This is a genomic window from Acidovorax sp. FHTAMBA (genome assembly GCF_038958875.1).
Classification (GTDB): domain Bacteria; phylum Pseudomonadota; class Gammaproteobacteria; order Burkholderiales; family Burkholderiaceae_C; genus Acidovorax.
This window is the reverse complement of the sequence record NZ_CP152407.1, coordinates 219,120-241,448: the sequence shown is the minus strand read 5'-3', so window position 1 is coordinate 241,448 and position 22,329 is coordinate 219,120. Positions and strand designations below refer to the sequence as shown.

General features: G+C 67.2%; 18 protein-coding genes and 1 pseudogene. 17 read left to right on the top strand and 2 right to left on the bottom strand.

What is annotated here, in order from left to right:
* The first annotated feature begins 250 nt into the window (after positions 1–250).
* The 8 genes from AAFF19_RS01060 (at position 251) to AAFF19_RS01025 (ending at position 11,598) form a co-directional block, all read left to right on the top strand.
* On the top strand, positions 251–3,823 hold the full coding sequence (locus AAFF19_RS01060; RefSeq protein WP_342721089.1) for a TonB-dependent receptor: 3,573 nt from the start codon (positions 251–253) through the stop codon (positions 3,821–3,823).
* Positions 3,795–5,795, top strand: a complete 2,001-nt coding sequence (locus AAFF19_RS01055; RefSeq protein WP_342721088.1) for an adenylate/guanylate cyclase domain-containing protein — start codon at positions 3,795–3,797, stop codon at positions 5,793–5,795. The genes AAFF19_RS01060 and AAFF19_RS01055 overlap by 29 nt, the downstream gene beginning before the upstream one ends.
* Positions 5,796–5,938: 143 nt before the next feature.
* Complete coding sequence (locus AAFF19_RS01050) at positions 5,939–6,289, top strand: HPF/RaiA family ribosome-associated protein (RefSeq protein WP_008902940.1); 351 nt, start codon at positions 5,939–5,941, stop codon at positions 6,287–6,289.
* A gap of 378 nt (positions 6,290–6,667) precedes the next feature.
* Entirely contained in the window at positions 6,668–7,705 is a 1,038-nt protein-coding gene (locus tag AAFF19_RS01045) for a TRAP transporter substrate-binding protein (protein ID WP_182119965.1), read from the top strand.
* A 132-nt stretch (positions 7,706–7,837) separates the two neighbouring features.
* Complete coding sequence (locus AAFF19_RS01040) at positions 7,838–8,356, top strand: TRAP transporter small permease (protein ID WP_182119966.1); 519 nt, start codon at positions 7,838–7,840, stop codon at positions 8,354–8,356.
* Positions 8,356–9,672, top strand: coding sequence for a TRAP transporter large permease (locus tag AAFF19_RS01035; protein WP_342721087.1), 1,317 nt, complete (start codon positions 8,356–8,358; stop codon positions 9,670–9,672). The genes AAFF19_RS01040 and AAFF19_RS01035 overlap by 1 nt, the downstream gene beginning before the upstream one ends.
* Before the next feature lie 40 nt (positions 9,673–9,712).
* Positions 9,713–10,645, top strand: a complete 933-nt coding sequence (locus AAFF19_RS01030) for a tripartite tricarboxylate transporter substrate binding protein (protein WP_342721810.1) — start codon at positions 9,713–9,715, stop codon at positions 10,643–10,645.
* Positions 10,646–10,686: 41 nt separating this feature from the next.
* Positions 10,687–11,598 (top strand): DUF1932 domain-containing protein, encoded by a 912-nt coding sequence (locus AAFF19_RS01025; protein WP_342721809.1) that lies wholly within the window; start codon positions 10,687–10,689, stop codon positions 11,596–11,598.
* A gap of 130 nt (positions 11,599–11,728) precedes the next feature.
* Here AAFF19_RS01025 and AAFF19_RS01020 read toward each other — a convergent pair whose 3' ends face one another.
* Positions 11,729–12,676, bottom strand: a complete 948-nt coding sequence (locus AAFF19_RS01020) for a LysR substrate-binding domain-containing protein (protein ID WP_342721086.1) — start codon at positions 12,674–12,676, stop codon at positions 11,729–11,731.
* 178 nt (positions 12,677–12,854) lie between these two features.
* Here AAFF19_RS01020 and AAFF19_RS01015 point away from each other — a divergent pair, with 178 nt between their 5' ends.
* From AAFF19_RS01015 to AAFF19_RS00980, 8 genes and pseudogenes are all read left to right on the top strand, one after another.
* On the top strand, positions 12,855–13,556 hold the full coding sequence (locus tag AAFF19_RS01015) for a substrate-binding domain-containing protein (protein WP_342721085.1): 702 nt from the start codon (positions 12,855–12,857) through the stop codon (positions 13,554–13,556).
* A gap of 35 nt (positions 13,557–13,591) precedes the next feature.
* A complete protein-coding gene (locus tag AAFF19_RS01010; RefSeq protein ID WP_342721084.1) occupies positions 13,592–14,626 on the top strand; it encodes an amidohydrolase family protein in 1,035 nt (344 codons plus the stop codon).
* A 1-nt stretch (position 14,627) separates the two neighbouring features.
* Complete coding sequence (gene ligK, locus AAFF19_RS01005) at positions 14,628–15,311, top strand: 4-carboxy-4-hydroxy-2-oxoadipate aldolase/oxaloacetate decarboxylase (RefSeq protein ID WP_182119971.1); 684 nt, start codon at positions 14,628–14,630, stop codon at positions 15,309–15,311.
* A gap of 98 nt (positions 15,312–15,409) precedes the next feature.
* The gene (locus tag AAFF19_RS01000; RefSeq protein WP_182119972.1) at positions 15,410–16,417 is read left to right on the top strand and encodes a tripartite tricarboxylate transporter substrate binding protein; all 1,008 of its coding nucleotides are present in this window, start codon (positions 15,410–15,412) and stop codon (positions 16,415–16,417) included.
* Positions 16,418–16,437: 20 nt separating this feature from the next.
* The gene (locus tag AAFF19_RS00995; RefSeq protein ID WP_182119973.1) at positions 16,438–17,373 is read left to right on the top strand and encodes an amidohydrolase family protein; all 936 of its coding nucleotides are present in this window, start codon (positions 16,438–16,440) and stop codon (positions 17,371–17,373) included.
* Positions 17,267–17,743 (top strand): annotated as a pseudogene (gene ligA / locus AAFF19_RS00990) (protocatechuate 4,5-dioxygenase subunit alpha); the annotation flags it as partial. The gene AAFF19_RS00995 and the pseudogene ligA, both read left to right, overlap by 107 nt.
* Positions 17,744–17,842: 99 nt before the next feature.
* The gene (locus AAFF19_RS00985; RefSeq protein ID WP_050813774.1) at positions 17,843–18,754 is read left to right on the top strand and encodes a class III extradiol dioxygenase subunit beta; all 912 of its coding nucleotides are present in this window, start codon (positions 17,843–17,845) and stop codon (positions 18,752–18,754) included.
* Position 18,755: 1 nt separating this feature from the next.
* A complete protein-coding gene (locus AAFF19_RS00980; RefSeq protein WP_182119975.1) occupies positions 18,756–19,718 on the top strand; it encodes a Gfo/Idh/MocA family oxidoreductase in 963 nt (320 codons plus the stop codon).
* A gap of 124 nt (positions 19,719–19,842) precedes the next feature.
* On the opposite strand, the gene AAFF19_RS00975 is transcribed toward AAFF19_RS00980, so the two are convergent.
* Positions 19,843–21,159, bottom strand: a complete 1,317-nt coding sequence (locus AAFF19_RS00975; RefSeq protein ID WP_182119976.1) for a flavin-dependent oxidoreductase — start codon at positions 21,157–21,159, stop codon at positions 19,843–19,845.
* A gap of 93 nt (positions 21,160–21,252) precedes the next feature.
* Between AAFF19_RS00975 and AAFF19_RS00970 the strand changes: the two genes are divergently transcribed.
* On the top strand, positions 21,253–22,272 hold the full coding sequence (locus AAFF19_RS00970) for an aldo/keto reductase (RefSeq protein ID WP_182119977.1): 1,020 nt from the start codon (positions 21,253–21,255) through the stop codon (positions 22,270–22,272).
* Positions 22,273–22,329: the final 57 nt, after the last annotated feature.

Here is a 22,329-nt window from a genome sequence, read left to right as displayed (position 1 = left end):
TTCATTGCAGGGCGGGGATGTATCTTTGTAGCACCCCACCCCATTCCCCGGTGTAGGAAAGGGCCGTGCGGCGGCTTTGCATCGGCAACCGGTTCCGTGCGGTGCGCCAAAACGTGGCTTTCTTCATGAAATGCGGCGGCCGCAGGGCGGGCGGGCGGCGGTTTCTGGCGCGGCGCTCGCGATAATTTTGGATCGCCGCAGGCCAGGGAGGGGCACGGCGACGGTTCCACGCCTTCCCGAAAGCCACAACATGTCCCATCACAAAGTGCATCGGCCCACCGTGACCGCCCTGGCGGCCGTGCTGGCCCTGGCCTGGCCGGCGGCGCAGGCGCTGGCCGCGGTGCCTGCGGGCGCCGCCGCCGAAATCATCAGCCTGCAAGGCACGGGCGACCAGCGCGCCGCCGCGGCGGCCGACTGGCAGCCCGCGCGCCCCGCCCAGCCCCTGGCCACGGGCGATTTCGTGCGCACCCGCCAGGCCGCCCGGATGGCCCTGCTCTTTGCCGACGACACCCAGTTGCGCCTGCACCAGAACACGGTGCTGCAGGTCAAGGGCGTGGCCACGCCTGCCCAGCCGGTCACCACCCTGCTGCTCAACGCCGGGCGCGCCTGGACACAGACGCGGCGGGCCGACGGCTCCCGCCTGAACCTGGAGACCCCGGCCGCCACAGCCGCGATCCGCGGCACCGACTGGGACATCAGCGTCGAGGACGACGGCCGCACCCTGCTGACCGTGCTGTCGGGCACGGTGGAGTTTTCCAATGCACAGGGGCAAGTGTCGGTGGGCGCCAACGAGGCCGCCTATGCCGAGGTGGGCAAGGCCCCGGTCAAGCTGGTGCTGAGCCAGCCGCGCGACCGCATCCAGTGGGTGAATGCCCTGCGCGCCGACCCGCTGCCGCACCTGGCCGCCGAGCCCGTGCCCGAAGCGCTGGCCCCGGTGCGCACCGCGCTGGCAGCCCGCGATGTGCCCGCCGCGCGCGCCGCCTTGGCGCCGGCTCGCGGCGCTGCCCCCGCACCCTGGGTGGCCGTGATGGAAACCGCCATCGCGTTGCAGGCGGGCGATGTCCTCGCTGCGCGCGAACAGCTGGCCCGCCAGGTGGCTTCGGCGGCGGCCCCGCTGCCGGTCTGGCTCATGCAGTCGGACGTGCAGCTCATGGAAGGCGATGCAGCTGCCGCAGCCACCACCTTGCGCACCGCCATGCAGCGCTGGCCCGCGCACCCGGCCCTGGTGGCCCAGCTGGCCCGGGTGCAACTGCTGAGCGACCGCGTGGATGAGGCCGCCGCCACGCTGGCCCCGGCGCAGGGCACTGCGCATGCAGAGCTGGCAATGGTGCGCGCCGAGCTCGCCCGGCGCCGTGGCGATGCACCCGCCACATTGGCTGCGTACACCGAGGCCACGCAGCTGGCCCCGCAAGACGCCCGGGGCTGGCAGGGCCTGGGCAGCGCCCACACTGAACGCGAGGATGCGGGCCCCGCCCGTGCCAATCTGCAGCAGGCACTGGCCCTGTCGCCCCAAAGCCCCGGCGCCTGGGGCGAACTGGGCACGCTCGAAACCTTCACCAACCAGTTCACCGAGGCGGGCCAAGCCTTTGCCACCGCTTTGGGCGACAACCCGGCGGACTACGTGGCGCTCACCGGCCAGGGGCTGCTGCACCTCAAGCAGGGCGAGCCCGAGGCCGCGCTGGATGCCTTTTTGCGCGCCGGTGTGATGGAGCCCCGCTACGCCCGCGCCAAAACCTGGACGGCCGTGGCGTACTACCAGCTTGGCCGCCACCAGGACGCGCTGGCCACGCTGCGTCAGGCCAGCAGCCTGGACGACAAGGACCCCGTGCCCTACATGCTTCTGGCACAGATCCACACCGACCTCTTTCAGCCCGGCGAAGCCGTGGAGGCCGCGCGCGCTGCGGTGCAGCGCATGCCCTACCTCAAGTCGCTCAACCAGGTGGCCAACGACCAGAAGGGCAACGCCAACCTGGGCGCGTCGCTCGCTTTCTTTGGCATGGAAGACTGGGCGCTGGAGCTGGCGCAGCAGAGCTTTTATCCCTACTGGGGTGGCAGCCACCTGTTTCTGGCGGACCGCTACCCGGGCGAGTTCAACAAGAACTCCGCCCTGTTCCAGGGCTTCCTGACCGACCCCATGGCCTTCGGCGCCAGCCAGCGGTATGCGTCGCTGCTGCAGAAACCGGGGGCCCATGGTGCCGTGGGCGTGACGCTGGACCATGACCAGTACCGCATGCGGGCGCCCGCTCTCACGCTCAATGGCATGGACAACACCCATGTGCCCGTGTCGTGGTTCTTCAAGGCGCAGTCGGCCCACGCCAGCGGTTTCCCGTTTGACCTGCAGGCCAACGCCGGGCCGGCCCTGCGCGCAGGCTATGGCGATGTGCGGGCCCAGGCGGTCACGCTGGGCGCAGGGATGCAGCCGAGCGAGCGCATCAACCTGTTTGCCTATGTGAACCATTTCGACATGCGCCTGCGGGGGGAGAACCTGTTCCGGTTCGACACGGTGCTGGAGAACCAAAGCACTCAGGGGGCGCTGGGCATGGCCTACCGCTGGGGCCCCACCGAGCAGACCTGGATCAAGCTCGGCCGCAGCGTGGACAACATCGTGCTGCGCGACTACCCCACGCTGTATGTACTGCCCCCCTTCGTGAGCCTGATGGGCGTGAGCAGCGAACCCCGAAAGCAGTTCAGCGACCTGCAGCTGCGCCACACGGTGGACACTGCGCGGGGCAGCCGCTTCAGCGTCGCGCTGGAACATGTGCGCGAGCGGCAGAACAATCTGATCGGAGGCGCCGCCGCCGTGGCCGCCGAGATTCCCGGCCTCGGCACCTACCGCGATGTGTTTGTGGTGGGCGGCTACAACCATGTGGACCGCCGCTACACCGCGCTGACCCTGGCGACCACCCAGCGGCTGGGCGCGGCGCTGCATGTGGATGCCGCGCTCGGGCTGCAGCAGATCCGCCACCGCGTCGACGGCCTGACCCAGAGCTATCTGGTGAACCTGGAGGAATACAGCGAGGAAGCCTCGCGGCGCGCCGACATGGAGCGTGTTGTCACGCCCCGCGTGGGGGTGGTGTGGCAACCCGCCGCAGGCACCACCGTACGGATGGCCTATCAGGACTGGTTGCGGCCGCTGAGTGTCTCCACCCTGACCAGCGTGGAGACGGCGGGCATTCCGGTGGAGGACCGGCTGGTGGAGGCGGGCGGACGCCACAAGCGCGCGGTGGCGCAACTGGCCATGGAGCTGGGCCCCAGCACCTTTGTGAACCTCCGCGCCGACCACCTGCGCGTGCGCAACCCCGGTACGGTGGGGGTCGATCTGCGCACGCCCAGCCTGCCGTTCCTGGAAGAAATGCGCAACGCCCAGCTGGTCAACCTGTCCACCACCGACCTGCTGGAGGACACGCCCAGCTTTGACACCGGCACCCTCAAGGCCCTGGGAGCGGGCATCAACCACATGTTCAGCCGCCGCTGGTCAGGCTATGCCAAATACCTGTACCAGGACAGCGAAAGCCGCAGTTTTGATGCCGGCGCGCCCGTGGGGCGCATACCCTACATTCCACGCCATACCGCCGTGCTGGGCGCGACCTGGGCCAGCCCGCAGCGCATCTACCTGAGCGGCCGGGCGGTGTACCGCTCAGAGCGCTTCGAGGACAAGGACAACTTCACCCGCATGGCCCCCGGATGGGGTGTGGACCTGATGGGGTTCTGGGAATCGCAGGACAAGCACTGGGTGGTGGGTGTGGCCGCACTGAACCTGTGGGCCCCGAAGTCAGACCGCCGAAAGGCCCGGTATGTTCTGGACGCGCGCTACCGTTTCTGAGCCCGCAGACCGGCGTCGGCAGCGCGGGCTGGCGCTGGCGGCGGCGCTGCTGGCGCTGTTGCTGGTGGGGGCGGCCACGTTCAGCCGACCCTGGCATGCGCTGGAGTTCAAGACCTTCGATGTGCTCACGGCCCTCACCGCGCCGCAGCGCACTGGTCTGAACGTGGTCATCCTCGCCATCGACGAGCCCACCTTTCAGGAGCTGCAGCAACCCTGGCCGTTTCCGCGCAGCATGCACGCGGCGCTGCTCCAGCGCCTTCACGACGAAGGCGCCGCCGCCGTGGGGCTGGACATCGTGTTTGCCGACCCCTCCTCCGAGGCGGAAGATGCGGCCCTGGCGCGTGCCATTGCCCAGGTGGGGCCTGTGGTGCTCGCCTCGACGCGGGAGAAGATCGACAGCGCCAACGCTGCGCTGTGGATGGAGGTGCAGCCGCTGCAGCGGTTTCTGGATGCCGGTGCCGATGCCGGAGACGCCGGGGTGGAGCCAGACGATGATTTCGTGGTGCGCCGGGCGCCCGTAGCGCGCGAGAGCTTTGCGCTGCGGCTGGCGCAGCGCGCGGCCGAGGCGCGTGGGCAGGCGCCCGCGCTGCGCCATTTCGACTGGATCGGCTACCGCGGCCCGCGCGGCACGTTCGACACGCGCTCGTACTATCAGGCGCTGGAGCCGGGTCTGCTGCCCGAGGGGTTTTTCAAGGGCAAGATCGTGCTGGTGGGGCGCTCCGTGCGCACCGCGGCCGAGCTCACCCGTTCGCAGGCCGATCTGTTCAACTCCCCGTTTGGCACAGCAGGGGGCGAGCGGCTGTTTCCCGGCGTGGAGCTGCAGGCCACCCTGCTCGACAACTACCTGAACGGGGGCGGGCTGCGCAGCGTGCCCGAAGGCTGGACCCTCGCGCTCACCGCGCTGCTGCTGCCCCTGCTTCTGTGGGCCAGCCGCCACTGGCACCCCGCCGCTGCGGCAAGCCTCACAGCCGCGCTGGTGCTGGCCATGGGCGCGGTGTCGTGGTGGCTGTTCGCTGCGCACAGGCTCTGGTGGCCGCCACTGCTGCCCGCAGTGGCGGCCGTGGCCGTGTATGGCGCGGCCGCGCTGGTGGGCTACGCCATCGTGCGCCAGCGGGCCCGGCAGACGCGGGCCATGTTTGCGCAGTACGTGCCCCCCGCCGTGGTCTCGCGCCTCATTGCGCAGCCTGATCTGATGCGCCTGGGCGGCGAGGCGCGCGAGGTCACGCTCATGTTCACCGACCTGGCCAACTTCACCACGCTGTCCGAGCAGCTGAGCGCCGAGCAGACGGTGGAGGTGCTCACCGGCTACTTCAACGCCATGACGCCCATCGTGCACGCTACGGGCGGCACGGTGGACAAGTTCATCGGCGACGCGGTGATGGCCTTCTGGGGTGCGCCGCTGGACGACGCACAGCATGCCGCGCACGCCGTGTCGGCCGCCATCGCGATGCAGCAGGCCATGCAGCCGCTGGTGGCCGACCTTCACGCGCGCGGCTTGCCACCCATCCACATGCGCATCGGTCTGCACACGGGGCGGGTGGTGGTGGGCAATGTGGGATCGGAGCAGCGCTTTTCGTACACGGCGATCGGCGATGCGGTGAACCTGGCCGCCCGGCTGGAGGGCGCCAACAAGGCTTTCGGCACCAGCATCCTGCTGTCGGCCGCCACGGCCGCGCAGCTGCCACCAGGAGCGGCGCTGCGTGCGCTGGACGACGTGATCGTCAAGGGCAAGACGGAGCCCGTGCGCGTGTTCACCCCCTGCGATGACACCGTGCTGTGCCAGGCCAGCCTGGCCGCTCTCGAAGCCTTTCATGCACGCGACTGGGACGGCGCCCTGCAGGCGCTGGAGCAGGTGCTGCAGCGCGCGCCCGGTGACGTGGCGGCGCTGCGCCTGTCGGCACGGGTGGCGCAGGCCCGCGCCTTGCCGCCAGGGGCCGACTGGTCGCCTGCCGTGGCGCTGGACAAGCTTTGACGGCCGACTAAACCCCGGCAACTCACAGGTTCTTACGGGCAGCCCGTGCAAAAGTGCGACCATGGGGGTTCTCGGGGCTGCCGCAGCGCCTGGCTCCCGGCACACGGCGCCCTCTCTTGGAACCCCTCTCAAGGAGCATCACCATGCAAGTACAAGTGAACACCGATGACCACATCCACGGCGGCGAGTCGCTGGCGCAATGGATCACCGACGAGTCCAAGAGCCGGCTCAACCGCTTTCAGGACCACATCACACGGCTGGAGGTGTTTCTGACCGACCTGGATGCCGGCAAGTCCGGCGCCAACGACAAGCGTTGCCGCATCGAGGCCCGGGTCACGGGCCGCCAGCCGGTCACCGTGACCGACGAGGCCGACAAGATGGCCAACGCCTTCATCGGTGCCGTGGACAAGCTGGCCCGCGCACTCGATACCGACCTGGGCCGCGTCAAGGACCGCAACGGCCGCGACACCATCCGGGCCGGCATGGAAGAGTGATTTTTTGGTCAAATTGACCTCCAGCGCTTGATGGATAAGCGCTGGCAGCTATCAATTTTGTAGGTTACGGCGGCGGGTCTTGCGCCGGTGTGCGCCGCGCCGCCGCCCGGTAATCCCCGCCCCTGCAGCCATCGGACGTGCACCGCTGCACGCCAGGCCAGTCCAGGCTGCGTGGCCCCGCCCGGCGCCCATGCAGGCCCGGGTTCGGGTTTCACCGGTTACATAACATAACGGCATAGCTGAAAGTCCGCCATAGAACTAGCATGTGGGCCTGACCCCATGCACAGTGTGGGGGCCCGGTGAACATCGCCGCCCATGCCCGAAAGGCGCCCCGCGAGGCGCGGCACGGATTCCAACAGACAGATCGGAGACAAGACAATGACCTTCCTGAAGCGACGCACCGCCGTGGCGGTGATGGGGGCGGTGGCCCTGGCCAGCCTGGCCACCACGGCTGCAGCCCAGACGGTGACCCTGCGACTGCACCAGTTTTTGCCGCCCCAGGCCGTCATTCCCGCCAAGGCCCTGGTGCCCTGGGCCCAGAAGGTCGAAGCCGATTCGGGCGGCCGGATCAAGGTGCAGCTGTTTCACGCCATGCAACTGGGCGGGGCGCCCCCACAGCTGTTTGACCAGGCACGCGACGGCGTGGTGGACCTGACCTGGACGGTGCTGGGCTACACGCCGGGCCGTTTTCCGAAAACCGAAGTTTTCGAGCTGCCCTTCATGATCGGCGCACCTGAAGCCTCGTCGCGCGCCATCCAGGAATATGTGGAGAAGTACGCGGCCGACGAGTTCAAGGACGTCAAGCTCATTGCCGTGCACACCCACGGCCCGGGGCTTTTCCACACCAAGGCGCCGGTGACCGGCCTGGAAAGTCTGCGGGGCATGAAGATCCGTGGCGGCTCGCGCATCATCAACAACATGCTCACCAAGCTCGGCGCCACGCCGGTGGGCATGCCCGTGCCGGGCGTGACCGAGGCGCTGTCCAAGGGCGTGATCGACGGCACCACCATTCCGTGGGAGGTGACGCCGTCGCTGAAGGTGACCGAGCTGGTGAAGAACCACACCACCTTTGCCGGCAAGGAAGGCCTGTACACGCAGACCTTCGCGTTCTCGATGAACAAGGCCAGCTACGACAAGCTGCCGCCCGACCTCAAGGCCGTGATCGACAAGAACTCCGGCATCGAGACGGCCGCCATGTTTGGCCGTGCCATGGACGAGGGCGACCGGGTGGGCCGGGAGATTGCGGAAAAGGCCAAGAACAACATCGTGGCGCTGGACCAGGCGGAAACCCAGCGCTGGCGCCGCACCGCGGCCAGCGTGGAAACCGACTGGATCAACGAGGTCAAGGGCAAAGGCATTGACGGCGCCAAGCTGGCTGCTGAAGCCCGCGCGCTGATCGCCAAGCACAGCAAGTAAACCGGCCCCGCCTGGTGGCCCTGCGGCCGTCCTTGTGAACGTGTTCTCAGGGGCGGCTTTTTATTGGGCCGGGCGGTGGTCTTGAGGTTCAAAATACCCTCCCCTTTTGGCTCCCTGCAGGAAGAGTTCCGCATGATTGCATTCATCTACCGCCTGGCCCGCTGGGCGGCCATCGTGGGCGGCATCGTGCTGGTCGCGCTCACCACCATGATCGTCGCCAGCATCGTCGGCCGGTCCCTGATCGGCCTGGGCCTTGCGCCCGTTCCCGGTGATTTTGAACTGGTGGAGATGGGGACGGCTGTGGCGGTGCTGCTGTTCCTGCCCTGGACGTACCTCAAGGGGGGCCATGCCACCGTGGACCTGCTGTACACCCACCTGCCCGCCTGGGCCCGGCGGGGCGTGCTGATGATCAGCGATCTGCTCATGCTGGCCGTCTGGCTGCTGCTCACCTGGAAGCTGGCTGAAGGCATGCTGGAGAAGAAGCAATACATGGAAACCACCTTCATCCTGCAGATGCCGTTGTGGTGGGCATATGCCGCCTGCCTGGTGGGTGCGGTCATTGGCTGCCTGGCCTATCTGGCGCGCACCGCCACGCTGTTCGGCCTGGGCAAGGAGCCCGCGGGCTGGACCACGGAAGCGGGGGTGCACTGATGAGCGGATTCGAACTCGCAGCCTGGTCGTTCCCGATCCTGCTGCTCCTCATCTTTGTGCGCATTCCCATCGGCCTGGCCATGCTGGTGTGTGGCCTGGTGGGCGCCTGGCTGGTGTATGGCACCACGGCGCCCGTGCTCAACCAGCTCAAGCAGGTGACCTACAGCACGTTTTCCAGCTATTCGCTGTCGGTCATTCCGCTGTTCCTGCTGATGGGGCAGTTTGCGGCGCTGGGCGGTTTGTCGCAGGCGCTGTTCAAGGCGGCGGAGGCCTGGATCGGCCACCGCAAGGGCGGCGTGGCCATGGCGGCCGTGGGCGCCTGCGCAGGCTTTGGCGCCATTTGCGGCTCCTCCCTGGCCACCGCGGCCACCATGGGCCAGGTGGCGCTGCCCGAGCTGAAAAAGGCAGGCTACGCGGGCGGCATCTCCACGGCCACGCTGGCGGCCGGGGGCACGCTGGGCATCCTGATTCCGCCCTCGGTGGTGCTGGTGATCTACGCCATCCTGACCGAGCAGAACATTGCCAAGCTCTTTCTGGCCGCGTTCGTGCCGGGCATCATGGCGGCCATTGGCTACGTGATCGTGATCGCGCTCTACGCCCGGTGGCGCCCGCAGGAGATGGGCACCGTCGCCCCCATGCCCATGGCCGAGCGCTGGAAAGCCACGGCCAAGGTCTGGCCCGTGCTGCTGATTTTTCTGGCGGTGGTGGGCGGTATCTACCTCGGGTTTTTCACGCCCACCGAGGGCGCGGCCGTCGGGGCCTTTGGCACCGGTGTGGCGGCCTGGATGTCGGGCGGCCTGAACCGCAAAACCCTGGTGGGTGCCGTGATGGGCACAGCGGTGGCCACCGGCATGATCTTCATGATCGTGCTGGGCGCGGGCGTGTACAACACCTTTCTGGCGTTGTCGCAGCTGCCGCAGGAGGCCGCGCAGGTGGTGGCCGGCTCGGGCCTGAGCCCGATGGTGGTGCTCGTTGCCATCCTGGTCATCTATGTGGTGCTGGGCTGCTTCATGGATTCGCTGTCCATGATCCTGCTGACCATTCCCGTGTTCTTTCCCATCGTCACCGCGCTGGATTTCGGCATGACGCCGGAAGAGTTCGCGATCTGGTTCGGCATCCTGGTGCTGATCGTGGTCGAGGTGGGGCTCATCACACCGCCGGTGGGCATGAACCTGTTCGTCATCAACAGCATGGCCAAGGACGTACCCATCCTGGCCACCTACCGCGCCATCCTGCCGTTCGTGGCCAGCGATTTCCTGCGCACCGCGATCCTGGTGGCCTTCCCGGGCATCGTGGTTTTTGTTCTGCGGTTTTGAGATGGTCCGACGCCGCATCCTCCTGACCGGCGCGAGCGCGATGGCGCTGACCGCGCTGGGGGTGCATGCGCAGCCCGCATTCCCGTCCAAGGCGCTGCGCATCGTGGTGCCCTTTGCGGCGGGCGGCGTGGGCGACCTCACGGCCCGCGCGGTGGCCACAGGCCTGGCCGAACGGCTGGGCCAGCCGGTGGTCATCGACAACCGCCCGGGCGCCGGCGGTGTGGTGGCCGCAGACAGCGTGGCGCGTGCCGAGCCCGATGGGCACACGCTGTTCCTGCTATCGAACGGCACGGCGGTGTCTGCCAGCCTGTTCAAGTCGCTGCCCTACGACACACTGGCCGACTTCACGCCGGTGAGCACGCTGGGTTTTTTTGACATTGCGGTGCTGGTGCCTGCCGATTCGCCGCACGGCACACTGGCCCAGCTGCTCGCGCATGCGCGGGCCCGCCCCGGCCAGCTCAATATCGGCAGCATCAACATCGGCAGCACGCAACACCTGGCGGCCGAGCTGTTCAAGAGCAGCGCAGCCATCGACGCGCAGGTGGTGCCGTTCAACGGCACGCCGGCCCTCATCACCGCGCTGCGCGGGCGGCAGGTGGATGTGGGTGTGGAAATTCTGGGCCCTGCCCTGCCGCAGGTGCGCGCGGGGGCGCTGCGCGTGCTGGCCGTCACCGGCGAGCGGCGCTCTGTGGTGTTGCCCGACGCGCCTACCGCGGTGGAGCTGGGCGTGAAGGGCTTTGTGGCTGCGTCGTGGAACGCGCTGGCCGTGCCCGCGCGCACGCCGCGCCCGGTCGTGGAACGGCTGCAGCGCGAAGTGGTGACCACTGTGGCAACGCCCGCCGTTCAGCAGCAGTTGCGCGCGCTCAACGTGGAGCCGCGCACCTCCACGCCCGAGCAAGCCGCTGCCTTGCTCAAGACCGACATCGAACGATGGCGCGCCGTGATCGAGCGCGCGGGCATTCCCAGACAGTGAAGGCCAGCCGCACCGTGCCGACCGAACAAACCGATGACCTGCTGCGCATGGACCACCTGGGCATCGTGGGCTATGGCGAGGTGGGCCGCATTTTTGCCGCGGGCCTGCGTGCCACCGGCGTGCGCGATCTGGCAGTGTGGGACCTGAAGTTCACCGATGCGGCGCAGCAGGCCGATCCGCGCGCCCACGCGCAGGGCGCAGGCGTGCACGCGGCCGACAGCGTGGCCGCGCTGTGCGCCGGGCGCAAGCTCATCATCTCGGCCGTCACGGCCAGCAGCACGCTGGCGGTGGCCGAGGCGGTGGCGCAGCACATTGCGCCTGGCGCGTTCTTTCTGGACCTCAACTCCGCCTCGCCGGGCACCAAGCAACAGGCCGCAGCTTTGATCCATGCGCGTGGGGCCCGGTATGTCGAGGCGGGCGTGATGACGTCGGTGCCGCCCTATGGCATCGCCGTGCCCATGCTGCTCGGTGGCCCTCACGCCGCAATGCTGGCGCCCGTGTTGCACGGTTGGGGCATGGACGCCAAGCCGGTCAGCGACCAGCTGGGCGTGGCCAGCGCCATCAAGATGTGCCGCAGCGTGATGATCAAGGGGCTGGAGGCGCTGGTGATCGAGAGCTACGCCACGGCCCGCCACTACGGTGTGCAAGACCATGTGCTGCCCACGCTGGCCGAAACCTTTCCGTCCATCGACTGGCAGCAGCAGGGCAGCTACTTCTTCAGTCGCGTGGTGCAGCATGGCCAGCGCCGCGCCGAAGAGATGCGCGAGTCGGCACACACCGTGCGCGAGGCAGGCATGGATCCGCTGATGGCATCGGCCATTGCCGAAAAGCAGCAGTGGGTGGCCGACCTGGCGCGCGATGGCGTGTTCGATGGTGTGCCCAAGGGCGCCTCATGGCAAGACTATGCAGACCGCTTGCTGGCCCATGTGCACACCAAGCCCCCCGAGGGTTGATGGGGCACGTTTCGCAGCGCCGGCTTTCACAATCAACGGTCCTGTGGGTGCATCTTTCTGGATGCAATGCACCGGTGTTGCCGCTGCTGGAAGCTTCTGAGCGGGAGTACACAGCGGGCGTGGCCCTTCTTCAAGGGGCGTGGTAGAGCGCCTGCAGAGTGGCACGTATCAACTCCGCCATCGCCTGCTGCGTCAGCGTGGCGGGGCGTTGCGAACTCACCGCCAAAAAGAGCTTGCTGCGCAGCCGCGCGCCGTCCTCACCATCCACGCTGGCGCCCAGGATCGGCCGGGTGCTGAATACCTCGGGCTTGCCGGATGTGGTGACCGCATTCATCGGCAGCACCGCGCAGCCCGCGCCATCGGCCACCAGGTCCAGGATGGCGGCCACGCCGTCGATCTCCAGGCTGATCTGCGGGCGTTTGCCGCGCGCTGCCAGTTCAGATTCCACCAGCATGCGGATCGAGTTGGGGCGTGTGGGAATCACCAGCGGAAAGCGCGTCAGCTCGTCCAGCGACACCGGCACGCGCGCCAGCGCATCGGCTTCGGCATCCGTCTGGCCTGCGGGGCGGCGCTGCACCAGGAACAGGTCTTCCTCCAGCAGCGCGGTGATCTCGATGCCCGGCGCAGGGGGTGTGTTGTACAGCAGCGCAATGTCGAGCAAGCCCGTGGTCAGCGACTCGCGCATGGCCACCGACAGCCCTTCGCTGATGGCCAGCGCCGCATCGGGCAGCTTCACGCGGAAGGCGCGGGTCAGCGGCACCGTCAGCACCTTGGCAATGCTGGGCGGCAGGCCAATGGCCACACGCCCGGCCAGGGCGCCGCGCACGCGGCCCAGCTCTTCGCGGGCGCGCTCCACCTGGTGCAGGATGCCGCGCCCGTGCTCCAGCAGCAGCTTGCCCGCCTCGGTGGGCGTGGCGCCCCGGCCGTTGCGCACCAGCAGGTTCTGGCGCAGCTCCACCTCCAGCAGGCGCACCTGGCGGCTCAGGGCGGGCTGGGCAATGTCCAGCACCACCGAGGCGCGCGTGAAGCTGCCCAGCTCGGCCACGCGCACAAAGTATTCGATCTGCTTGAGGTCCATCCGGAATGCTCTCTGCTAATTGCAATAGCTCCAAGTCAACGATCGCGGAATGATATAGCTGGTAGTGCGGGCGCCGACTTCATGAACCGGGCCGCGCTCTCCACAATCGGTGCCACGCAAAGCCCCCGGCAGCCTCCGTTTTCCATGCGGCTGCGCAGAGCCCGCAGGAGACCCACCCATGACCAGCCCCCCGCCACTGCGCGGCATCTCTTCCATGGCCACCCGCCAGGTGCTGGCCGAACTGACGGCGGCCTATGCCGCCCGTGCCCCCCAGGCGGGACCGGTGCAGATCGAATCCGTGGGCGGCGTGGAGGTCGCAAAACGTGTGGCAGCCGGTGAAGCCTTTGACATGGTCATCCTTGCCTCCGACGCCATCGACAAGCTGTTGGCCGCAGGCCATTTGTTGCCCGGCAGCAAGGTGGACTGGGTGCACTCCGGCGTGGCCGTGGCCGTGCCTGCGGGGGCACCGCTGCCCGACCTTGGCACCGAAGACGCCGTGCGCGATGCCGTGCTGGCCGCGCGCAGCATCAGCCTGTCCACGGGCCCCAGCGGCGTGGCGCTGGCCAAGCTGTTCGAGCGCTGGGGCATTGCCGAACAGATCGCACCGCGCATGGTGCAGGCGCCGCCCGGTGTGCCCGTGGGCTCGCTGGTGGCCAAGGGCGAGGTGGCGCTGGGCTTTCAACAGTTGAGCGAGCTGCTGCATGTGCAGGGCATCCAGATCGTGGGCCCGTTGCCGCCCGCTATCCAGATCACCACCACGTTTTCAGCGGGCGTCGGCGCGTTGTCGCAGCAGGTGGATGCTGCCCGCGCCTTGCTGGCCTACCTGGCCTCTCCGGCCGCTGCCGAAGCCAAACGCAAGCAGGGCATGACACCTGCCTGACCGATCACAAGAACACCTTCCAGGAGCACCAACCCATGAGCCTCATCATCGACTGCCACGGCCACTACACCACGGCCCCCAAGGCGCTGGAGAACTGGCGCAATGCGCAGATCGCCGGCATCAAAGACCCGGCGGCCATGCCCAAAGTGGCAGACCTCAAGATCAGCGACGACGAACTGCGCGAGTCCATCGAGACCAACCAGCTCAAGCTGATGAAAGAGCGCGGCAGCGACATCACGCTGTTCAGCCCGCGCGCCAGCTTCATGGCCCACCACATTGGCGATTTCAATGTGTCCAGCACCTGGGCGGCCATCTGCAATGAGCTGTGCTACCGCGTCTCCACGCTGTTCCCCGACCACTTTGTGCCCGTGGCCATGCTGCCGCAAAGCCCTGACGTGGACCCCGCCACCTGCATTCCTGAGCTGGAAAAGTGCGTGAAGGAATACGGCGCCGTGGGCATCAACCTGAACCCAGACCCCTCGGGGGGACACTGGACCAGCCCCCCGCTGACCGACAGGCACTGGTACCCCATCTACGAAAAGATGGTGGAGTACGACCTGCCCGCCATGATCCACGTGAGCACCAGCTGCAACGCGTGCTTTCACACCACCGGCGCGCACTATCTGAACGCCGACACCACGGCCTTCATGCAGCTCATCCAGGGCGATCTGTTCAAGGACTTCCCTACGCTCAAGTTCTTGATTCCGCACGGCGGCGGCGCGGTGCCCTACCACTGGGGCCGCTTCCGTGGGTTGGCGCAAGAGATGAAGAAGCCGCTGCTCGACGAGCACCTGATGAACAACGTGTACTTCGACACCTGCGTGTACCACCAGCCCGGCATCGACCTGCTCAACACCGTGATCCCGGTGAAGAACGTGCTGTTTGCCAGCGAAATGATCGGCGCGGTGCGGGGCATCGACCCCACCACCGGCAACTACTACGACGACACCAAGCGCTACATCGAGGCCTCCACCATCCTGAGCGCCGACGACAAGCACCAGATCTACGAAGCCAACACGCGCCGCGTGTTCTCCCGACTCGATTCACGCCTGAAGGCAAAGGGGCTCTGACATGTTTGAACTTGGCGTTGTCTACCGCAACATCACCCGCGCCGATCGCGCAGCCGCCGACGGCCTGGCGGCTCTCGGCTCGGCTACCGTGCACGAGGCCATGGGCCGCGTGGGCCTGCTCAAGCCCACCATGCGCCCCATCTACAGCGGCCAGCAGGTCAGCGGCACCGCAGTCACCGTGCTGCTGCAGCCCGGCGACAACTGGATGATGCATGTGGCGGCCGAGCAGATCCAGCCCGGCGACATCGTGGTGGCGGCGGTCACCTCCGAATGCACCGACGGCTACTTTGGGGACCTGCTGGCCACCAGCTTCCAGGCCCGTGGCGCCCGCGCGCTCATCATCGACGCCGGTGTGCGCGACGTGAAGACGCTGCAGGAGATGAACTTCCCCGTGTGGAGCCGCGCCATCAGCAGCAAGGGCACCATCAAGGCCACGCTGGGCTCGGTCAACATCCCCGTGGTGTGCGCCGGTGCACTGGTCACACCCGGTGACGTGATCGTGGCCGACGACGACGGCGTGGTGTGTGTGCCCGCCGCCCGCGCGGTCGAGACCCTGGCCGCCGCCCAGAAGCGCGAAAGCTTTGAAGGCGAGAAACGGGCCAAGCTGGCCAGCGGCGTGCTGGGCCTCGATATGTACAACATGCGCCCCGGCCTGGAGAAGGCGGGCCTCAGGTACATCGACTGAACCCCGGTTTTAAGTCTTTTTGGCCTCTAGCGCTTATTCAATAAGCGCTAACAGCTATTAATTTCATAGCAATTTTCTTTTTTCTGATTCTGTATTCCATGACGTTCTCTGTGTCTTCCTCTTTCCGTCTCCGCCGCACGTTGTCCATGGCATTCGGCGTGGCCGCAGCCGCAGCTTTGGCGCCCCAATTCGCTGCCGCTCAGCAGTTCCCCGCCAAGCAGGTGCGCATCATCAGCCCCTTCCCCGTGGGCGGTGGCCCCGATGGCGTGGCCCGCCTGGTGGCCGACAAGCTCTCGCGTACCTGGGGTACGGGCGTGATCGTGGAAAACCGCCCTGGCGGCAACGGCTTCATCGCCATCGACGCCTGGAAGCGCGGCGCCAAGGACGGCCACGACCTGCTGATTCTGGACAACGTGCACCTGGCCGCCTACCCCAGCCTGTTCAAGAAGCTGCCCTACGACGTGGCCAAGGACTTCGACACGCTGCTGCCGCTGTTCAAGACGCACTTCTTCTTCACCGTGGGCACGGGCAGCAAGTACAAGTCGGTGGGCGACATCATGGCCGACGCCAAGGCGCGCCCCGGCAAGCTCAACTACGGCAGCTGGTCGGTGGGCAACCCGGTGCACCTGGGCTCGGAGCTGTTCGAATCGGCCACCGGCGCGCAGATGGAACATGTGATCTTCAAGGAGACCACGCAGCTCTACACCTCGGTCTCCACCGGTGAAATCGACTTCGCTTTGGGCAGCGCCGCCACCGCAGGCCCGCTGCACCGCGCGGGCAAGCTGCGCCTGCTGGCGTTTGCCGGGCCCCAGCGCTCGGCCGAGTTCCCCGATGTGCCCACCGTGGCTGAATCGGGTGGCCCCAAGGACTTTGCCGTCACGGGCTGGAATGCCATTGCCGTGCCGCCCGGCCTGCCCGCTGCCGTGGTCGACAAGATCCGCAAGGACATCGAGCAGGCCCTGACCGGCCCCGACGTGGCCGAGAAGTTCAAGACCTTTGGCTACGAGCAGTTCCCCACCACACGCGGGCAGTTCAACCAGTTCGTCAAGGACGAGAGCCAGCGTTTCGGTGAGGTGATCCGCCAGGCGAAGGTTTCTCTCGACTGAGCGAGCAAGGAGCACGCAGCATGAGCGAATTCACCCAACCCGAAGGCTTCACCAAAACCCCCGGCTGGCTGGACTGGTACGCCGGCCCCAGCCAGCCCCGCTTTACGGTGCCCGCAGGCGCCGTGGACGCCCACTGCCACGTGTTCGGCCCGGGCGCCGAGTTCCCGTACGCGCCCGAGCGCAAGTACACGCCCTGCGACGCCAGCAAGCAGCAGTTGTACGCGCTGCGCGACCACCTGGGCTTTGCGCGCAACGTGGTGGTGCAGGCCACCTGCCACGGGGCCGACAACCGCGCCATGGTCGATGCGCTGGTGCATTCCGGCGGCAAGGCGCGTGGTGTGGCCACCGTCAGGCGTTCGGTGACCGACGAGGAGCTGCAGGCCATGCACAACGCCGGTGTGCGGGGCGTGCGCTTCAACTTCGTCAAGCGCCTGGTGGACTTCACGCCCAAGGACGAGCTGATGGAGATTGCCGCGCGCATCGCCAAGCTGGGCTGGCATGTGGTGATCTATTTCGAGGCGGTGGACCTGCCCGAGCTGTGGGACTTCTTCACCGCCTTGCCGACCACCGTGGTGGTGGACCATATGGGCCGCCCCGATGTGAGCAAGCCGGTGGACGGCCCCGAGTTCGAGCTGTTCCTGAAATTCATGCGCCAACACCCCAACGTTTGGAGCAAGGTGAGCTGCCCCGAGCGCCTCTCCGTGACTGGCCCCAAGGCTTTGGGTGGCGAGCAGAATGCCTACCAGGACGTGGTGCCGTTCGCCCGCAAGGTGGTTGCGGAGTTCCCCGACCGCGTGCTGTGGGGCACCGACTGGCCGCACCCCAACCTCAAGGACCACATGCCCGACGATGGCCTGCTGGTGGACTTTATTCCCCACATTGCGCCCACGGCGGAGCTGCAGCACAAACTGCTTGTCACCAACCCCATGCGCCTGTACTGGCCCGAGGAGATCTGAAATGGCCCTGGACAAACCCTACAAGAACGTGCCCGGCACGACCATCTTCGACGCCGACCAGAGCCGCAAGGGCTACTGGCTCAACCAGTTCTGCATGAGCCTCATGAAGGCCGAGAACCGCGCGCGCTTCAAGGCCGACGAAGACGCCTACCTGGCCGAATGGCCCATGACCGACGAGCAGCGCGCGGCAGTGCGCGCACGCGATTTGAACTGGGCCATGCGCACCGGCGGCAACATCTACTTTCTGGCCAAGCTGGGCGCGACGGATGGCCTGTCGTTCCAGCAGATGGCGGGCAGCATGACCGGCATGAGCGAGCAGCAGTACCGCGACATGATGATTGCCGGGGGGCGCAGCGCTGAAGGCAACCGCTACCTGGGCGAGGGCGGCAACGCGCAGGGCCCGGCCTCGCAATCCCAGGCGTGGAAGGAGTGGGAGCTCACCCATCAGGAAGCCCTGGCCGCGCAGATCCTGGGCGACCACGCTGCGCAGCAGTCGGCCCCGTCCGATGCAGCGCCAGCCGCAGACCACGCCCGCATTACCGCATCGGTCTACACCTCGCACGTACCCGCCATCGGCGCCGCCATCGACCTGGGCAAGACCGGCGAGCCTTACTGGCAGCCTCTGTTTGCGGGCTACGAACCCTCCAAGAAGTGGATGGAGGAAAACAGGCCTGACGTGGTCTTCCTGGTCTACAACGACCACGCCACCAGTTTCGACCTGGGCGTGATCCCGACGTTTGCCATCGGCACCGCCGCCGAGTTCGAGCCCGCCGACGAAGGCTACGGCCCGCGCCCGGTGCCCAAGGTCATGGGCCATCCCGAGCTGGCATCGCACATCGCGCAGTCGGTCATCCAGCAGGACTTTGACCTCACCATCGTCAACGATCTCCAGGTGGACCACGGGCTGACCGTACCGATGAACCTGCTGTTCGGCTCGCCCGAGGCGTGGCCGGTGAAGGTGATTCCCTTCCACGTCAACGTGGTGCAGTACCCCGTGCCGTCCGGCCAGCGCTGCTTTGCGCTGGGCCAGGCCATCCGCCGCGCCATCGAGTCGTTCGACGCACCGCTCAAGGTGCAGATCTGGGGCACAGGTGGCATGAGCCACCAGCTGCAGGGCCCGCGCGCCGGCCTCATCAACAAGGAGTGGGACAACAGGTTCCTCGACCGCCTCATCGCCGAGCCCGCCGAGCTGGCCAAGGTGCCGCACATCGAATACGTGCGCGAAGCGGGGAGCGAAGGCATCGAACTCGTGATGTGGCTCATTGCCCGCGGCGCCATGGCCGACGTGGCCGGCGGCCCCGCACCCACCGTGAAACACCGCTTTTTCCACGTGCCCGCCAGCAACACGGCCGTGGGCCATCTGATTCTGGAGAACCACTGACATGAGCAATGCAACCATCAAAGTCGCCCTCGCAGGCGCAGGCGCTTTCGGCATTAAGCACCTGGACGGCATCAAGAACATCGACGGCGTGGAGGTCGTCTCCCTCATCAGCCGCGACCTGGCCAAGACACGGGAAGTTGCCGACAAGTACGGCATCGGCCATGTCACCACCGACCTGGCCGACAGCCTGGCCCTGCCCGAGGTGGACGCCGTGATCCTGTGCACGCCCACGCAGATGCACGCCGCGCAGACCATTGCCTGCCTGAAGGCGGGCAAGCATGTGCAGGTCGAGATCCCGCTGGCCGACAGCCTGAAGGGTGCTGAAGAGGTGGTGGCGCTGCAAAAGCAGACCGGCCTGGTGGCGATGTGCGGCCATACCCGCCGCTTCAACCCCAGCCACCAGTACGTGCACCAGAAGATCCAGGCGGGCGAGTTCAACATCCAGCAAATGGATGTGCAAACGTACTTCTTTCGCCGCACCAACACCAACGCGCTGGGCCAGGCCCGCAGCTGGACGGACCACCTGCTGTGGCACCACGCTGCCCACACGGTAGACCTGTTTGCCTACCAGGCGGGCAGCCCCATCGTGCAGGCCAACGCCATCCAGGGCCCCATCCACCCCGTGCTGGGCATTGCGATGGACATGAGCATCCAGCTCAAGGCCGCCAACGGCGCCATCTGCACGCTGTCGCTCTCCTTCAACAACGATGGGCCGCTGGGCACGTACTTCCGCTACATCGGCGACACCGCCACCTACCTGGCACGCTACGACGATCTGTACAACGGCAAGGACGAGAAGATCGACGTGAGCCAGGTGGACGTGTCGATGAACGGCATCGAACTGCAGGACCGCGAGTTCTTTGCCGCCATCCGAGAAGGCCGCGAACCCAACGCCAGCGTAGGCCGGGTGCTGGCGTGCTACCAGGTGCTGCACCAGCTGGAACAGCAGTTGAACGCCGGTTGATTTGGGGTCAAATAGGCCTCTAGCGCTTATCCAGTAAGCGCTGGTAGCTATCAAATTGATATTGAGGGGACTCGTGCGACCCGGCCCACTCCGCCTGTGCGCGACGATGCGCGCCCATGGCGAGTCAGCCCATGGTCACGCGCAGCCCCGGTGCAATGGTGGGCGGCGCCGCATTCAGCGTCTCGATCGCAAACCCCGCCGCCGCCTTGTAGCGGGCCATGAAGCCTTCGCGTTCCTCGCGCGGCAGCACGTCGTCGATGTGGTCGAACACCCCGCCACAGCGCTCGTCCACCAGCCCCAGCAGGCCAAAGGGGCCAGAGCCCCGGTTGCGCAGCACCAGCGCCGAGATGTCCTTGCACAGCTTGTCGTCAAAGGCGCGCAGCGCCTGCGGTCCCACGCCATGCGCAAGCAACTGCGCCCCCAGCACGCGCGCATCCACAATGGCCTGGCTGGCACCGTTGGAGCCCACGGGGTACATCACGTGCGCCGCATCGCCCAGCAGCGCCACGCGGCCGTCCACCCAGGTGGGCACGGGGTCGCGGTCGATCATGGGGTACTCAAAAATGTCCGTGGCGCCGCGCAGCATGGCGGGCACGTCGAGCCAGCTGTAGTTCCAGCCGTCAAAGTGGTGAGCGAATTCCTCCAGCGCCACACGCCGGTTCCAGTCGCCTTGCTGCCAGCCGCCCTGGTTGTCCACCGTGATCTCGGCAATCCAGTTGATGGTGGCCAGGCCCGTGGCCGGGTCGGGCGGCGTGATGGGGTAGAACACCACGCGGTGCCGCAGCGAGCCCACGCCCACAAACGAAGCGCCCGTGCGCACCGGCACCCCCGGTGTGGTGCCGCGCCACATAATGGCGCCGCCCCACTGGATGGGTGGCTGCGTGGGGTGCATCTGCGCCCGCACGGCCGAGTGCAGGCCATCGGCGGCAATCAGCAGCGATCCCGTCACTTCGCGCTTGTCTCCATCGCGTGTCTCGACGATGGCGGTGACGCCGTTCGCATCCTGCCGGTAGCCCACCACGCGTTGCCCCAGTTGCACGGCGGCGTCGCCCAGGCGCGCCTTGACGGCGTGGTACAGCATCATCTGCAGCTGCCCCCGGTGCACCGCATACTGCGGCCAGTGGTAGCCCGCCGCGAGGCCGCGTGGCTCTGCGTACACCTCGTTGCCGTTGCGCCCCACCAGCGCCCATTCGCGCGCCTGCAGGCCAATGGTGTCCAGCACCTCGTTGCCAAAGCCCAAGTCGTGCAGCTCGCGCACGGCATTGGGCTGCAGGTTGATGCCCACGCCCAGCGGTTGCAGCTCGGGCACGGTTTCAAAGACGACGCAGGGCACGCCGATCTGGTGCAGGGTGAGGGCCGTGGCCATGCCACCGATGCCGCCGCCGGCAATCAGCACGGGGCTCAGGGACGAAGGGTGTGAGTGAGACGGTGTGCCAGACATGCGCAGATTGTCCATGCAATGGCGGGCAGGGCCTGTCACGGACGGTGCTGGATCGCCGTGGGTGTCTGGTTGCGCTTGCCGTAAGCTTGCGGCATGCAACAAAGAAACCTTGGACCTTTCACCGTCTCGGCCATTGGCCTGGGCTGCATGAACCTCTCGCACGCCTACGGCGCGCCGGTGTCCGCCGAGCAGGGCGAGCGAGTGCTGCTGGCTGCGCTGGATGCGGGCGTCACGCTGTTCGACACCGCTACGCTGTATGGCTTTGGCGCCAACGAAAATCTGGTGGGGCGTGTGTTGAAGCCGCACCGCCACCGCTTCACGCTGGCCAGCAAATGTGGCATGCAGGGTGTGGATGTGAACGGCGATGGCAAGCTGGTGCGCGTGATCGATGGCCGCCCCGCCACCCTGCGCCAGACCTGCGAGGACAGCCTGCGCCGCCTGCAGACCGATGTGATCGACCTGTATTACCTGCACCGCTGGGACAAGAACGTGACCATTGAAGACAGCGTGGGCGCGCTGGCCGACCTGGTGCGCGCGGGCAAGATCCGCAGCATTGGGCTGTCTGAAGTGTCCGCCGCGACCCTGCGCCGTGCCCACGCGGTGCACCCCATCGCGGCGCTGCAGACCGAGTATTCGCTGTGGACACGCAACCCCGAGATCGCCGTGCTCGACGCCTGCCGCGAACTGGGCGTGGCCTTTGTGGCCTTCAGCCCCGTGGCGCGGGGTTTCCTGTGCGGCGAACTTAAGGACGTCACCACCCTGGACGCCAAGGACATCCGCCGCGCCATGCCCCGGTTCGCGCCCGATGCCTATGCCGTCAACCTGACGCTGCTCGAGGGCTACCAGGCGATTGCACGCGATGTGGGCTGCACACCCGCCCAGCTGGCCCTGGCGTGGCTGCTGCACCAAGGCGAGCACATCATCCCCATCCCAGGAACCACGAACGTGGAGCATCTGCACGACGATCTGGGTGCCGTGAACGTGCGACTGGATGCGGCCACCATGGAGCGTCTGGGGGCGCTGATCAATGAGCGCACGGTGGTGGGCAATCGCTACAACGCCCAGAGCGCGCGCGAAGTGGACACCGAAACGTTTGAAGACCGCGCCGCGTAAGCGGCGCGGTCTTTGACTGGTTTGTTGATATAGGCCGCAGAAACCGGCGTGGCTCAA

What these genes read in the sequence shown, in the direction of transcription:
- AAFF19_RS01060 (WP_342721089.1), top strand. Translation starts at nt 251, where the DNA reads ATGTCCCATCACAAAGTGCATCGGCCCACCGTGACCGCCCTGGCGGCC.
- AAFF19_RS01055 (WP_342721088.1), top strand. Translation starts at nt 3,795, where the DNA reads ATGTTCTGGACGCGCGCTACCGTTTCTGAGCCCGCAGACCGGCGTCGG.
- AAFF19_RS01050 (WP_008902940.1), top strand. Translation starts at nt 5,939, where the DNA reads ATGCAAGTACAAGTGAACACCGATGACCACATCCACGGCGGCGAGTCG.
- AAFF19_RS01045 (WP_182119965.1), top strand. Translation starts at nt 6,668, where the DNA reads ATGACCTTCCTGAAGCGACGCACCGCCGTGGCGGTGATGGGGGCGGTG.
- AAFF19_RS01040 (WP_182119966.1), top strand. Translation starts at nt 7,838, where the DNA reads ATGATTGCATTCATCTACCGCCTGGCCCGCTGGGCGGCCATCGTGGGC.
- AAFF19_RS01035 (WP_342721087.1), top strand. Translation starts at nt 8,356, where the DNA reads ATGAGCGGATTCGAACTCGCAGCCTGGTCGTTCCCGATCCTGCTGCTC.
- AAFF19_RS01030 (WP_342721810.1), top strand. Translation starts at nt 9,713, where the DNA reads ATGGCGCTGACCGCGCTGGGGGTGCATGCGCAGCCCGCATTCCCGTCC.
- AAFF19_RS01020 (WP_342721086.1), bottom strand. Translation starts at nt 12,676, where the DNA reads ATGGACCTCAAGCAGATCGAATACTTTGTGCGCGTGGCCGAGCTGGGC.
- AAFF19_RS01015 (WP_342721085.1), top strand. Translation starts at nt 12,855, where the DNA reads ATGACCAGCCCCCCGCCACTGCGCGGCATCTCTTCCATGGCCACCCGC.
- AAFF19_RS01010 (WP_342721084.1), top strand. Translation starts at nt 13,592, where the DNA reads ATGAGCCTCATCATCGACTGCCACGGCCACTACACCACGGCCCCCAAG.
- ligK (WP_182119971.1), top strand. Translation starts at nt 14,628, where the DNA reads ATGTTTGAACTTGGCGTTGTCTACCGCAACATCACCCGCGCCGATCGC.
- AAFF19_RS01000 (WP_182119972.1), top strand. Translation starts at nt 15,410, where the DNA reads ATGACGTTCTCTGTGTCTTCCTCTTTCCGTCTCCGCCGCACGTTGTCC.
- AAFF19_RS00995 (WP_182119973.1), top strand. Translation starts at nt 16,438, where the DNA reads ATGAGCGAATTCACCCAACCCGAAGGCTTCACCAAAACCCCCGGCTGG.
- AAFF19_RS00980 (WP_182119975.1), top strand. Translation starts at nt 18,756, where the DNA reads ATGAGCAATGCAACCATCAAAGTCGCCCTCGCAGGCGCAGGCGCTTTC.
- AAFF19_RS00975 (WP_182119976.1), bottom strand. Translation starts at nt 21,159, where the DNA reads ATGTCTGGCACACCGTCTCACTCACACCCTTCGTCCCTGAGCCCCGTG.
- AAFF19_RS00970 (WP_182119977.1), top strand. Translation starts at nt 21,253, where the DNA reads ATGCAACAAAGAAACCTTGGACCTTTCACCGTCTCGGCCATTGGCCTG.